Genomic DNA, 12,790 nt, shown 5'->3' with positions numbered 1-12,790 from the left:
GGCGGCATCCTCGCGGCAGCGCTCGTCGGCTCGGCGACGTTCTCGGCACTCGGCGCGATCAACACGGTCTCCGGCACCAAGGCCGCGGCCGCCGCGGGGATGCCGACGTCCCTGGTCGTCAAGGCCGACGACGCGTCCGTGCGGATCGTCCGCGGGACGGTCGACCGGCCCACCTTCGACTACCGCGCCCCCTGGCCCGCCGGCGCGAGCGCGTTCACGCAGACGGAGCAGGGCGGCACCCTCACCGCGGACTTCCGCCCCGGGGTGGGCTGGCCCCTGCGCGTGAACCTCTTCGGGTCAGGCCCGGAGCTCACGGTCACGCTGCCGGCCGGACGCACACCGCGCATGCTCGTCCAGACGGGGACCGGCTCGGCCACCGTCGAGGCGGACGCCGACCAACTCCAGGTCTCCACCGGGACCGGCTCCGTGCGGGTGAACGGGTCGGCGTCCACGCTGATGGCGATGACCGGCACCGGCTCGGTGAGCGTGGCCGGCACCGTCGACGGACGCCTCATGGCGTCCACGAACACCGGCTCGGTCCGCGTCCACCTGGACGGCCCGCAGCCCGACGCGGTCGACCTGCGGACGGGCACAGGCAGCATCGTCGCCGGGCTCCCGGCCGGCGGCTACGCCGTGCGCGCCACCACGGGGACGGGCAGCGTCACCGACCGCCTCACGCACGACGACGCGTCCCCGCACCAGGTCGCCGCCCAGACGGACACCGGGTCCATCACCCTGTCAGAGCGCTGAGCGACGGCTCCTCCGTTGTGCTTCCGAAATGGAAGCAGAACGGGCGGGTCCGGGTGGCGCCGACGGGCCGGGCGCCGCTACCCCACCACCACCGGGTACCGGCGGGTGTCGCGCGGGAATCCCGGCTCGTAGTCGACCGTGAGCACGATCTGCTCGCCGGCGTCCTTCACGCGGTCCTTGACGGTGGGCACGCTGAACGTCACCTCTCGCTTGCCCGGCTCGATGGTGCCGTAGAGCGCGGTCCACTCGCCGGCGAACGGCGCCGCCGCCGGGCGGCGTCCGTAGTACTGGCGAACCCAGGTCCGGTCGAGGTCACGCACCTGGACAGCCCTCCCCTTCGCCGGCTTCACGAAGACCGCACGCACGTACAGCGGCACCCCCGCGGGCGCCGACAGCGACACCCGCCAGGACGCCCGCGCGCCCTCCTTGATGCGCGCCGCCAGAGGCTTCACGGTGAACACCGGACGCGGGTCGTCCTCGATGATGCGGGCCACCCCCGTGTCGCGAGTCGGCATGACCCCCCGCACCGGCCGGGCGCTGGCCGTGATCAGGCGCTGCGCGCCGTCCCAGGTGGTGTTGCGCTCGTACGGCAGCCGCACGACCCCGTTCTTCGCCCCTGCCGGCACGGTCACGCTGAAGACGGACGGGCACGTCCCGACGCCGTCGCACGCCGGCCGCACGACGAACGTGGCCTCACGCCCGAGCGTCCCCGAGACGGTGAACGGCAGGTCGACCCGGCCCTGACCAGGGCCGTTGCCCTCGACGACGCGGGCGTCCCCGAGGGCGATCGTGGGCATCCGGACGCTCGGCGCCGCCGGCGTCGCCGTCGGCACGGACGCCACGTCCAGCAGCCACACCGACCCGGACGCCGACCGCCCCACGATCTCGACCGACGCGATCGCGCCGGCGTCGATGCCGGCGAGCGACGCCGTCGGCACCCGCACGGTCTGCGCGACCCGCGCGCCGGGCTGGGCGTCCGCCTTCGCCCCGAACAGCGGCAGCGAGCGCCCGCCGGCCGGGTCGACCGTCGCCACCGCGCCGTGGGCGTCCGTGACGCGCAGCGAGATCGCCGGGCCGCCGTCGGCCGGGTTGGCGATCAGCCGCAGGTCGAGCGACGCCCGGTCCCGCAGCGACAGCGGCTTCGCGAACGCGACGCCCGCGCGCTGGCCCGCGGCCGTCCACCGGACGAACAGCTCCTGCTGGAACGGCTCCCCGGACGCCCAGTCGGTCTTCCAGTGCGGCGAGAACGCCCCGTCGGCCGCGCACGAACCGGGCCCGTAGTCCATGACCGCACGGCACAGGGACGCCTTCGCGCCCACCGCGGCGGTCGGCTTGGCGTCCACACCGACGCGACGCAGGTCGCGTCCGCCCATGATCGCGTGGCTGAACACCGGACGCGCACCCACGGACGCCACCCGCCCCGGCGTCCCGTCGAAGAGGAGCCGCGCGCGGGCGTCCCCCTGGCCGGTCATCCACCAGACCGCGCCCGCGACGTACGCCTTCCCGGACGCCTGCTGCTGCCCCGCCGACAACCGGACGCCCGCCCCCGGCTTGCACCCCGGCATCGCCCCGGCGTCGTCGAACGAGGGCGCCTTGGAGAGCCCGGGCGTCCACTCGGTGTTGAAGTAGTTGTGGTTCGCCCCGATGACGAGCGTGGACGCCTTCAGGCTCGTGTCGTCGGGAGCGATGTCGCGGTCGAGGTCGACGTACGACTGCCCCTGCAGGTCGCTGACGTCGCCGTCGCAGCTCGGCAGCACGGTGACGGCCGGCACGTACGGGATCGTCTGCCCCGCGAAGTTCGTCGGCGCGAGGTAGACGACGCCGGCGATGCGGTACGGCGCATCCTCCCGGACGAGCTGCGCGGCCCGGTTGACGCCCTCGCCGCCGCGGCTGTGGCCGACGAGCACGACGTTGCCGAGGTCGGCGGGGTAGCGGCCCTGGTCGGCCCAGGTCTTCCACAGGTCGAGGTGCCGCTTGACGAGCAGCCCGCGCGCCTCGGCGCCGCCGTCGGGGGACGCGTCGTCCATCGCGTTGATCGCGGCCGCGTCGATCGACACCGTCACGTACCCCTGGGACGCCAGCAGTTGCTGCAGGTACTGGTACCCGAGCTCGCTCGGCACCCGCTTCGTGCCCGCCGGGCACCGCCACGCGCCCGCCGGCGCGGACTCCGCCGCCCCCTTCACCGGGTAGCAGTAGTCGTGCCGCCCGTGCAGGAACAGCACGACCGGACGCCGCCCGCTCACCTGCCCCGCCCTCGGCTGCACCACGTGCCCCCGGACGTTCAGCGACTGCGGGAAGCCCGGGTACTTCAGCGTCTCCGCGTCGTAGTCGGACGCCGCCGTCGCGTACGTCCCCGGCTTGGCCGGGTCGACCGGGTACACCGACGTCGGCGCGGCCACCGCGCTGCCGGACGCCGCGGTTCCGGACGCCGAACCGGCCGCGGCGCCCCGCGTCCCGAGCGGGCCGCCCGCGACCGGACGGCCGCCCTCGTCGAGCGCGCGTCCGCTCAGCACGGCGTCCAGCTCGAACGCCTGCGGCCGCCGGACGCCGGGCGCGAAAGCGTCCAGGCGGCGGCCGTCGAGGGTCGTCTCGAGGGGACGCCCGCGCCACAGCACCCGCGGGCGGTCGGACGTGACGGGCAGCGCCGCCGGCGACGTCCAGCGGACGCCGTACCCGCCCGGCGCCGGGAAGACCTCCCAGGCGCCGGGGGTGCCGGCCGGCTCCGGGGACGCCGGCGCGGCGGATTCGGCCGGTTCGACGGGTTCGGCCGGGGCGGCGAGGGCCGCGGACGGCGTCAGCAGCGACGCGACGAACGCGACCGGGACGAGCAACGCGAGGAGGGGGCGGGTGCGGCGCATGGCGATCTCCGATCCTGATGGGGCGAACGTAGTGCCCTGCCCCCTCGACGCACAGGCGTCCAGAGAAGTTGCGTGAGAACTGACGCATTCGTGCGACCCGTTCAGATTCACAGTGCCGACGCCCGCGACGCGCGTCTCACCAGGCCTGGCACCGCGGCGTCCGGTGACCTAGCGTGCCGTCGCAAACGTTCGAGACAGAGGTCCCCATGAAGCAGACTCGCCCCGCCCGGCGCACCGCGGCGTCCGTCATCGGCTCCGCCGCCCTCTCGCTCGCCCTCGCCGGAGGGCTGCTCGTGCCGGCGGCGCAGCCGGCGTCCGCGGCACCGACGCTGCGCGTGCAGCGCGTGGTCGGCGGCCTGACGATCCCGTGGGACGTCACCTGGATCGGCCAGACCATGCTCTACAACGAGCGCCCCGGACGCGTGTGGACCAAGCGCCCCGGCGCCGCGCCCCAGCGGGTGAACCTCGCCCTGCCGCGCATCTGGGCGCGGTCGGAGGGCGGCCTGCTGGGCCTCGTCGCCGACCCGGGGGCGGCGTCCAACGGCTACTTCTACTCCTGCATGTCGGTCGCGGCGAGCGCGACCCGGCCGAAGGACGTGGAGGTCTGGAAGTGGAAGCTCACGAGCCCGACGACGGCGACCCGCGTCCGGACGATGGTCTCGGGCCTGCCGATCGGCTCGGGCCGGCACAACGGCTGCCGCATGGTCATCCGCGGCAACGACCTGTTCATCGGCACCGGGGACGCCGCCCAGGGCGCCAACCCGCAGAGCCTCGGCTCGCTGGGCGGGAAGATCCTGCGGGTGCGGCTCGACGGGTCGATCCCGACGGACAACCCCTTCTACCGGCGCGGCGGCAACGCCCGCTACGTGTGGACGTACGGGCACCGCAACGTCCAGGGCCTGGCGCTGCGCCCGTACTGGGGCAGCCTCTACTCGGTCGAGCACGGCCCGGACCGCGACGACGAGATCAACCGCGTCGCACCCGGCGCCAACTACGGGTGGAGCCCGACCCCCGGCTACAACGAGTCCCGGCCGATGACCGACCTGACGCGGTTCCCGCGCGCCAAACGCGCCGCGTGGCGCTCGGGCGCGCCGACGCTGGCGACCAGCGGCGCGACGTTCCTGTCCGGCTCCGCGTGGGGCTCCTGGAACGGACGCCTCGCCGTCGCCCTGCTGAAGGGACAGGGCGTCCAGCTGTTCACCGTCTCGACGACCGCCGACGTGGCGACCAAGCGCGAGAAGGTGCTCACCTCCTACGGACGTATCCGCAGCGTCCACCAGGGTCCCGACGGCGCGCTGCACTTCACGACCTCGAACGGCTCGAACGACGGCATCTACCGGGTCGCGGCCGGCTGAGCGGCGTCCCGCCGCTCACTCGCCGACGGTGAACCCCTCCAGTAGGCCGACGTACGTCTTCGGACGCGGCCGCGCGTACTCGCCGCGGCTCGCCGCCGGGACGCCTGCGCGCACCATCGCCTCCACGAGGCCGACCCCGGCCGCGACCCCGTCGATGACCGGCGCGCCCACCTCCCGGCTCACGCGGGCCGCCATCTCGGCCATGCCGGCGCAGCCGAGCACGATCGAGTCGACGCCGTCGTGCGTGAGGGCCTCCTTCGCCAGGTCCGCGACGAGGTCCTCGGCGACGCCGTCGAGGTCGAGCACCGGCACCTCGCACGCGAGCACCTCGCGGCACTTCGCGCGAAAGCCGTAGGCGTCCGCGAGATCCCACGCCCGGCCGGCGGTGCGTCCGAGCGTGGTGACGACCGCGAACCCGCGCCCGGCCAGGGCGGCCAGGTGCATGCCGGCCTGCGCGATCCCGATCACCGGACGCCCGCCCGCGAGCTCGCGGGCGGCGTCCATGCCGGGGTCGCCGAAGCAGGCGAGGACGAAGCCGTCCGCGCCCTCGTCGACGCCCCGCGCCACCTCGGTGAGCACGCCCGGCACGGCCAGCGCCTCGTCGTAGTGCCCCTCGATGGACGCCGGACCCATGGTCGGCGTGACCGCCTCGATGACGGTGTCGGGCGCCGCCGCGGCGACCGCCCCGCGGCGGATCGTCTCGGTCATGCTGGCCGACGTGTTGGGGTTGATCACCCTGATGCGCACGATGCTGTGCCCTTCCCTCGGACGCCGACGCCGGCCGGGACGCCTCCCGGCCGGCCGCCGCCGTCTCTTCTTGGTGGTGTGCGGCCCGATCCTCTCAGAGGGCCGCCCCGCGCGTCCGCGCCGCTCAGGCGCGGACGTTCACGGCGTCCTCGACCGGCTCGGCCGCCGGACGCCGGTACTCCGGCAGCAGGTAGTACGCCAGCGACCCCAGCCCGGCGCCGATGAACCACGAGAAGTCCGCGATCGTGGCGAGCGGCTCCACCGGGATGACGACGATCGCCAGCGTGATCACGCCGCCGATCACGAGCGCCCAGATCGCGCGCGGGTTGAACCCGTTGCGGTAGTAGTAGCGTCCGTTCGGGTCGAGCGTGTAGAGGTCGTCGACGACGACCTTCTGCTTCTTCACCAGGTAGTAGTCGACGATGAGGATGCCGAACAGGGGCCCGGTGAAGGCGGCGAGCACGTCGAGCGTGTAGTGGATGACCTCGGGGTTCGAGTAGAGGTTCCACGGCGTCAGCAGCACCGATCCCACGGCCGCGATCATGCCGCCGGTGCGCCACGAGATCTTCTGCGGGTTCACGTGCGAGAAGTCGAACGCCGGGGAGATGAAGTTCGCGACGATGTTGATGCCGACCGTCGCCGTGGCGAAGGTGAGCGCCCCGAGCAGGATCGCGTACGTGTTGTCGATGCGCGCGACCGTCGCGATCGGGTCGGTGATGAGCTCGCCGAAGACCGGGATCGTCGCGGCCGCGCAGAGCACGGTGAGCAGCGAGAAGAAGGTGAAGTTCACCGGCAGCCCCCAGAAGTTGCCGCGCTTCACCTGCTGGTAGCTCTTGCCGTAGCGGCTGATGTCGCCGAAGTTCAGCAGCGGCCCCGAGAAGTAGCTCACGACCAGCGACGTCGCGATCGCCATGGTGCCGAGGGCCTCCAGGCCGGTCTTGGAGACGCCCCCGAGGGCGAGGTCGATGTTCTGCAGCCCGGCGCGGCCGACGAGGTAGATGGCCAGCACGAACATGACGACGTAGACGGCGGGGCCGGCCCAGTCGATGAACTTGCGGATGCTGTCCATGCCGTGCCAGAACACGAACGCCTGGGCGACCCACAAGATGATGAAGCAGACCCAACCGAGAGCAGAGAGGCCAACGAAGCCGTATTGCTCGCGGTCGGCGTAGGGCATGAGGCCCGGCCACAGGCGCAGGAAGACGATCATGATCGCCTCGGACGCCAGGAACGTCTGGATGCCGTACCAGGCGACCGCGATGAGGCCGCGGATGATCGCCGGGATGTTCGCCCCCCGGACGCCGAACGGCGAGCGCGAGATGACCGGGTACGGCGTCCCGGCGACCTGGCTCGGCTTGGCGACCAGGTTCGCCAGCGCCATGACGATCGTGATGCCCACCAGCAGGCACACGAACACCTGCCAGCTCGCCAGGCCGAGCGCGAAGAGGCTGCCGGCGGTGACGTAGCCGCCGACGGAGTGCACGTCGGACATCCAGAACGCGAAGATGTTGTACCAGGTCCACTTCTGCTTCACGAGCGGAGCCAGGTCGTCGTTGGTGAGCTGCGGGGCATAGTCGGGGCCGATGTAGATGGCCTCGTCCGGCGCGACGGCGGCGCCTTGGGCGGCAGGTTCGGACACGGGATCTCCTCAGTGCTGCAAAACGGTTGCTGTCCGGTGCTCTGAAACGGTTGTTTCTCGATCAGGAGTGTGCGTTACGATGTTTCAAGGGCGTTACCGCGTCCACACCGTGGAGAAATGGACTCCCTGATGCGCCGATGAACGGATCGTTTCATAATGGACGCGGCGATACACGCCACCCGGACCGCCCCGATCCGGCCTCCAGCGAGAGGGCAACCGATGCCGACCTTCACGATCTCAGCCCAGCGCGCCGCCCTCGGCGACGGCGTCCAGGCCGCGACGCTCACCGTCGCCGACGGCGTCATCGCAGCCGTCACCCCAGGCGCCGACCCGGCGGCCGACGTCGCGCTCGGGCCCGACGACGTCCTGCTGCCGGGGGCCGTCGACACGCACGTCCACCTCAACGAGCCCGGCCGCACCGAGTGGGAGGGCTTCGCCACCGGGACGCGGGCGGCGTCCCTGGGCGGCGTGACGACCGTGCTCGACATGCCGCTGAACTCGGTCCCGCCCACGACGACGCCCGCCGCGCTCGCGACCAAGCGCGAGGCGGCGCGCGGCCAGCTGTCGGTCGACCTCGGCTACTGGGGCGGCGCCGTGCCCCAGAACCTGGGCCACCTCGAAGAGCTGTGGGACGCCGGCGTCTTCGGCTTCAAGTCGTTCACGCTGCCCAGCGGGGTCGACGAGTTCGAGCCGCTCGACCGAGCCCAGTTGCTCGCCGCCCAGCGGGAGATCGCCGGGTTCGGCGGGCTGCACATCGTCCACTGCGAGGACCGGGCGACGATCGAGGCCGCGCCGGCGCCGGCGTCCCGGGCCTACGCCGACTTCCTGCTCTCGCGCCCCGACCGCGCCGAGGTTGCGGCCATCACCGAGGTGATCGCGGCCTGCCGCGAGACGGGCGCCCGGACGCACATCCTGCACCTGTCGAGCGCGCAGGGCGCCGACCTCGTCGCCGCGGCCAAGGCCGAGGGACTGCCGCTCACCGCCGAGACGTGCCCGCACTACCTGTGCCTGGCGTCCGAGTCGATCCCCGACGCGGCGCCCCAGTACAAGTGCTGCCCGCCGATCCGAGACGACGGCAACCGGAACGCCTTGTGGGACGCCCTGCTGGCCGGCGTCATCGACATCGTCGTCACCGACCATTCCCCCGCGACGGCCGAGCGCAAGTTCGCCGGCGACGGCGACCTGCAGCAGGCGTGGGGCGGCATCGCGGGCGTCCAGGTGGGCTTCACCGCGATGCTCGACGAGGCCACGCGCCGCGGGGTGTCGCTCGAGCGCGTCGCCGACTGGATGTCGGTGCGGCCCGCCGAGATCGTCGGCCTGAGCGCCAAGGGCGGCCTCGCCGCCGGGAAGGACGCCGACCTGGCCGTCTGGCAGGCGTCCAGCCCGCAGGTGGCGGACGTCCGGCGGCTCGCCCACAAGAACCCGATCTCCGCCTGGGACGGCTGCGCCTTCGGCGGCACGGTCGGCCGCGTCTGGCTGCGCGGCGCCGAGCTCGACCGCGGCCCCGTCGCCGTCCCCGCCGGACGCGAACTGTTTCGTCGCTGAGGCGTCCGGACGCCGCGGGCGTCCGCTACCGTCGGCACCCACGCCGCGACTCATCCACCGACCACCCACCCGTCCCGCTCCCGAAAGGCACCCATGAGCTTCGACCAGATCAACCCGCCCGCCCGGCTGTTGATGGGCCCCGGCCCCATCAACGCCGACCCCCGCGTCACCCGCGCGATGGCGTCCCCCCTCGTCGGGCAGTACGACCCGTGGATGACCGCGGCCATGAACGAGACGATGGAGCTCTACCGGACGGTCTTCAAGACCGAGAACTGGGCGACGATGCTGGTCGACGGCACGTCGCGGTCGGCGATCGAGGCGGCGATCGTCTCGCTGGTCGAGCCCGGCGAGACGGTGCTGGTGCCGGTGATGGGCCGCTTCGGGCTGCTGCTGAAGGAGATCTCCGAGCGGGTCGGCGCCCACGTCGTGACCATCGAACGGCCCTGGGGCACCGTCTTCACCGACGACGAACTCGAGGCGGCGATCGTCGAGCACTCCCCCACGCTGCTGGCCACGGTGCAGGGCGACACGTCCACGACGATGAATCAGCCCCTGGAGGGCCTCGGGGCGCTCTGCCGCAAGTACGGCGTCCTGAGCTACGTCGACGCGACGGCGTCCCTGGGCGGCAACACGTTCGAGATGGACGCCTGGGGCATCGACGTCGCGACCGCCGGCCTGCAGAAGTGCCTCGGCGGCCCGTCGGGGTCGGCGCCGATCTCCATCAGCGAGCGCGCCCGTGAGGTCATCGCCGGGCGCCGGCACATCGAGGCCGGCATCGCCGACGGCACGCAGGAGCGCGGGGTGCGCATCGCGTCCAACTACTTCGATCTCGGCATGATCATGGACTACTGGGGCCCCCAGCGCCTCAACCACCACACCGAGGCCACGTCGATGCTCTACGCGGCGCGCGAGTGCGCGCGCCTGCTCGCCGACGAGGGCATGGACGCCGCCGTCGCCCGCCACGCGCTGCACGGCTCGGCCATGGCCGCCGGGCTGCGCGGTCTGGGCCTGTCGCTGTACGGCGACCAGGAGCACCGGATGAACAACGTCATCGCCGTCGAGATCCCCGACGCGGTGAACGGGGACGCCGTCCGCGCCGGCCTGCTCGACCACTTCGGCATCGAGATCGGCACGTCGTTCGGGCCGCTGGCGGGCGTCGTGTGGCGCGTCGGCGTCATGGGCTACAACGCCCGCCAGGACGCGGTGCTCACCACCTTGTCGGCGCTGGAATCCGAGCTGCGGCTCTCCGGCCTCGACGTCCCGCCCAGCGGCGGCGTGAGCGCCGCCCTCGCCCACTACGAAGAGGAACTCGCATGAGCCCGACCCCCACCGTCCCGGACGCCAGCCTCGCCGACGCCCGCCGCGTCATGGAGCGCTGCGACGAACTGGCCACGTACTCCGCGATGCCCGACGGCATCGAGCGCGTCTACCTCAGCCCCGAGCACGCCCGCGTCGACGCCGTCGCCGAGGGCTGGATGCGCGAGGCCGGCCTGGAGACCTGGCAGGACGCCGCGGGCTCCCGCGTCGGACGCCTCGAGGGCGCGACGCCCGGCCTGCCCGCGCTGATTCTGGGCTCGCACCTCGACACGGTGCCGGACGCCGGCCGCTACGACGGCATCCTCGGCGTCCTGACGTCGATCGAGGTGGCCCGCCGGCTCGCGCCGCGGGCGTCCGAGTTGCCGTTCGCGATCGAGGTGTACGCGTTCCACGAGGAGGAGGGCGTCCGGTTCGGCGCGACGCTGCTCGGCTCGCGCGCGCTGGCCGGCACCTGGACGGACGACCTGTGGCCCCTCGAGGACGCCCACGGCGTCACCCTGGAGCAGGCGTTCCGCGACTTCGGGCTCGACCCGGCCCGGGTCGGCGAGGCGGCGAAGGCCGCCGACGAGGTCGTCGGGTACCTGGAGGCCCATATCGAGCAGGGCCCGTACCTGGAGGCCGCCGGGCTGCCGCTCGGCGTCGTCACGTCGATCGCGGGCGCCCGCCGCTTCGGCATCACCGTCACCGGTGAGGCCCGCCACGCGGGCGGCACGCCGTACCCCCGCCGCAAGGACGCCCTCGTCGGCGCGAGCGAGGCCGTCGTCGCGATCGAACGCATCGGCAAGGAGCGCGACGTCATCGCGACCGTCGGACGCCTCACCGTGCAGCCCGGCGCGGTGAACATCGTCCCTGGTCAGGCCGAGTTCAGCCTCGACCTGCGCGCCGAGACGGACGCCGCCCGCGACTCCGCCTGGACCGAGATCGAGGCCGCCCTCACCGAGATCTGCGAGCGGCGGGGCCTGACGCTCACCGTGAACCAGCTCCACGGCGCCCACTCGGTCGCCTGCGCGCCCGCGCTCATGGATGCCGTCGCCGCCGGCATCCAGGAGGCGACCGGCACCACGGACACCCCGATGGCCATGTGGTCGCGCGCCGGCCACGACGCGATGGCGGTCGCCGACCTGTGCGACATCGCGATGCTGTTCACGCGCTGCCACGACGGCATCAGCCACGCACCCGACGAGTCGGTGCTCACCGAGGACGTCGCCCTCGCGATCGACGCCTTCGAGGACGCCGTGTGGGCGGTCGCGCGGGAGCGGCGATCGGACGGGTGATGACCGTCCGCGACCGCATCGAAGAGGTCTACGCCGACCTGTCCGGCCAGGAGTTGCGGGCGGCGGAGACCCTGCTCGCGCACGCCGACGACCTGGCCGTGTACAGCTCGGCCGAGCTGGCCGAGCTGAGCGGGGTGTCGCGCGCGACCCTGAGCCGCTTCTACCGGCGCCTCGGCTACGAGTCGTTCGCGGAACTGCGCGACGAGGCCCGGACGATGCACGTGCTCGGCGTCCCGCTGGCGAACGCCCCGGGCGTCGCGATCGGCGATCACCTGGGCGACGAGGTGGCGAACCTCCGCCGCATGATGACCGCCAACGAGGAGCGCATCGCGCCGGCCGTGCGGCTGCTCGTCGAGGCCGCCCACGTCGTGGTCGTCGGGCACCGCAACGGCTACCCGGTGGCGCTGCACCTGCGAGAGCAGCTCGCCCAGGTGCGTCCGGGGGTGCGGGTGCTGCCGCTGCCGGGGCAGTCGCTGGCCGAGGACCTCGTCGAGCTCGACGCGGACGACGTCCTCGTGCTCGTCGGCCTGCGCCGGCGCCTGGAGGGGTTCGCCCGGCTGGCGCGCTGGGCGCAGGCGTCCCCGGCGCGCGTGATCGCGATCACCGACCCGACCGGGCGACGGCACGCCGCCGGCGCGGACGTCTGGCTCGAATGCCCGATCCACATGTCCGGGCCGTTCAGCTCGTACGCCTCGGCGATGAGCCTGGTCGCGCTGCTGTCGAACTCCGCGAGCACCCTCATGGCGGACGCCGGAGACGCCCGCGTCACCGCCATCACCAACGCGTACGCGACGCTCGGCGAGCTCGAGGGGCGCTGATTGGCGCTGAGGGGCCGGACGCCTGGCCCCACGACCCCAAGCCCGACCCCACGACCGTCACCCCCAGCCCGCCGCCCCCGAGGCCCCCAGCCACCCGATCCTCGACCTCAGCCCCCGACTCTCCGGCCCGCGACCCCCAGTCCTCGTCCCTGCCCCACGACCGCCGCCCCAGCCTCCCTGTTTCGTGTTCGTCGGCACCTGTTGTTTGCTCACACCTCGTGAGCAAACAACAGCGATCCCGCGCTCCCCATCGGCGAGGGGTCTCACCCGCGCCGCTCGGGTGCGGTCACTGTCGCCGACGGCTTCCCGCGGGATTCCCACGCCAAATCCGGCGGACGCCCCCTTCACCGCGAACGACAGGTGTCTGGTTATCGAGAAACCCAGCGGAAACAGCGTTATGCCTCACCCAGTGCGCACTCGTTCGCGTCGTGACACAAACGCTGCAGGTCTTTCGCAAACGCTGCAGGTCTTTCGCAAACGCTGCAGG

9 protein-coding genes are annotated in these 12,790 nt (G+C 73.0%); 6 read left to right on the top strand and 3 right to left on the bottom strand.

Translation table 11 applies throughout. The features are described from left to right. Positions 1-750, top strand: a 750-nt coding sequence (locus WMJ97_RS11495) for a DUF4097 family beta strand repeat-containing protein (protein WP_347349137.1), incomplete at its 5' end; no start/stop codon positions are given. Positions 751-827: 77 nt separating this feature from the next. On the opposite strand, the gene WMJ97_RS11490 is transcribed toward WMJ97_RS11495, so the two are convergent. After that, the gene (locus WMJ97_RS11490; protein ID WP_347349136.1) at positions 828-3,608 is read right to left on the bottom strand and encodes a hypothetical protein; all 2,781 of its coding nucleotides are present in this window, start codon (positions 3,606-3,608) and stop codon (positions 828-830) included. 206 nt (positions 3,609-3,814) lie between these two features. Between WMJ97_RS11490 and WMJ97_RS11485 the strand changes: the two genes are divergently transcribed. After that, on the top strand, positions 3,815-4,963 hold the full coding sequence (locus tag WMJ97_RS11485) for a PQQ-dependent sugar dehydrogenase (RefSeq protein WP_347349135.1): 1,149 nt from the start codon (positions 3,815-3,817) through the stop codon (positions 4,961-4,963). Between the two features lie 15 nt (positions 4,964-4,978). Here the strand turns inward: WMJ97_RS11485 and WMJ97_RS11480 are convergent, their stop codons facing one another. Together WMJ97_RS11480 and WMJ97_RS11475 are read right to left on the bottom strand one after the other, a co-directional pair. Continuing rightward, on the bottom strand, positions 4,979-5,710 hold the full coding sequence (locus tag WMJ97_RS11480) for an aspartate/glutamate racemase family protein (protein ID WP_347349134.1): 732 nt from the start codon (positions 5,708-5,710) through the stop codon (positions 4,979-4,981). 124 nt (positions 5,711-5,834) lie between these two features. After that, positions 5,835-7,349 carry an NCS1 family nucleobase:cation symporter-1 gene (locus WMJ97_RS11475; RefSeq protein ID WP_347349133.1) on the bottom strand — a complete coding sequence of 505 codons (1,515 nt, stop codon included), beginning with the start codon at positions 7,347-7,349 and terminating at the stop codon, positions 5,835-5,837. Positions 7,350-7,568: 219 nt separating this feature from the next. On the opposite strand from WMJ97_RS11475, the gene allB reads away from it, so the two are divergent. The 4 genes from allB to WMJ97_RS11455 all read left to right on the top strand — a co-directional run bounded on the left by allB (position 7,569) and on the right by WMJ97_RS11455 (position 12,303). Then, positions 7,569-8,894, top strand: coding sequence for an allantoinase AllB (gene allB, locus WMJ97_RS11470; protein ID WP_347349132.1), 1,326 nt, complete (start codon positions 7,569-7,571; stop codon positions 8,892-8,894). Positions 8,895-8,987: 93 nt separating this feature from the next. Beyond that, positions 8,988-10,211, top strand: coding sequence for an alanine--glyoxylate aminotransferase family protein (locus WMJ97_RS11465; RefSeq protein ID WP_347349131.1), 1,224 nt, complete (start codon positions 8,988-8,990; stop codon positions 10,209-10,211). Continuing rightward, complete coding sequence (locus WMJ97_RS11460) at positions 10,208-11,485, top strand: allantoate amidohydrolase (RefSeq protein WP_347349130.1); 1,278 nt, start codon at positions 10,208-10,210, stop codon at positions 11,483-11,485. The genes WMJ97_RS11465 and WMJ97_RS11460 overlap by 4 nt, the downstream gene beginning before the upstream one ends. Continuing rightward, the gene (locus tag WMJ97_RS11455) at positions 11,485-12,303 is read left to right on the top strand and encodes a MurR/RpiR family transcriptional regulator (protein WP_347349129.1); all 819 of its coding nucleotides are present in this window, start codon (positions 11,485-11,487) and stop codon (positions 12,301-12,303) included. The genes WMJ97_RS11460 and WMJ97_RS11455 overlap by 1 nt, the downstream gene beginning before the upstream one ends. Positions 12,304-12,790 lie beyond the last annotated feature (487 nt).

It is taken from the genome of Nigerium sp. (assembly GCF_039811905.1).
Classification (GTDB): Bacteria; Actinomycetota; Actinomycetes; order Propionibacteriales; family Propionibacteriaceae; genus Propioniciclava.
The sequence above is the reverse complement of the archived record's forward strand: the minus strand, read 5'-3'. Positions and strand labels throughout refer to the sequence as shown.

Excerpts from the sequence above, each read along its gene's own strand:
- allB (WP_347349132.1), top strand. The coding sequence starts at position 7,569 with ATGCCGACCTTCACGATCTCAGCCCAGCGCGCCGCCCTCGGCGACGGC.
- WMJ97_RS11490 (WP_347349136.1), bottom strand. The coding sequence starts at position 3,608 with ATGCGCCGCACCCGCCCCCTCCTCGCGTTGCTCGTCCCGGTCGCGTTC.
- WMJ97_RS11460 (WP_347349130.1), top strand. The coding sequence starts at position 10,208 with ATGAGCCCGACCCCCACCGTCCCGGACGCCAGCCTCGCCGACGCCCGC.
- WMJ97_RS11485 (WP_347349135.1), top strand. The coding sequence starts at position 3,815 with ATGAAGCAGACTCGCCCCGCCCGGCGCACCGCGGCGTCCGTCATCGGC.
- WMJ97_RS11455 (WP_347349129.1), top strand. The coding sequence starts at position 11,485 with ATGACCGTCCGCGACCGCATCGAAGAGGTCTACGCCGACCTGTCCGGC.
- WMJ97_RS11465 (WP_347349131.1), top strand. The coding sequence starts at position 8,988 with ATGAGCTTCGACCAGATCAACCCGCCCGCCCGGCTGTTGATGGGCCCC.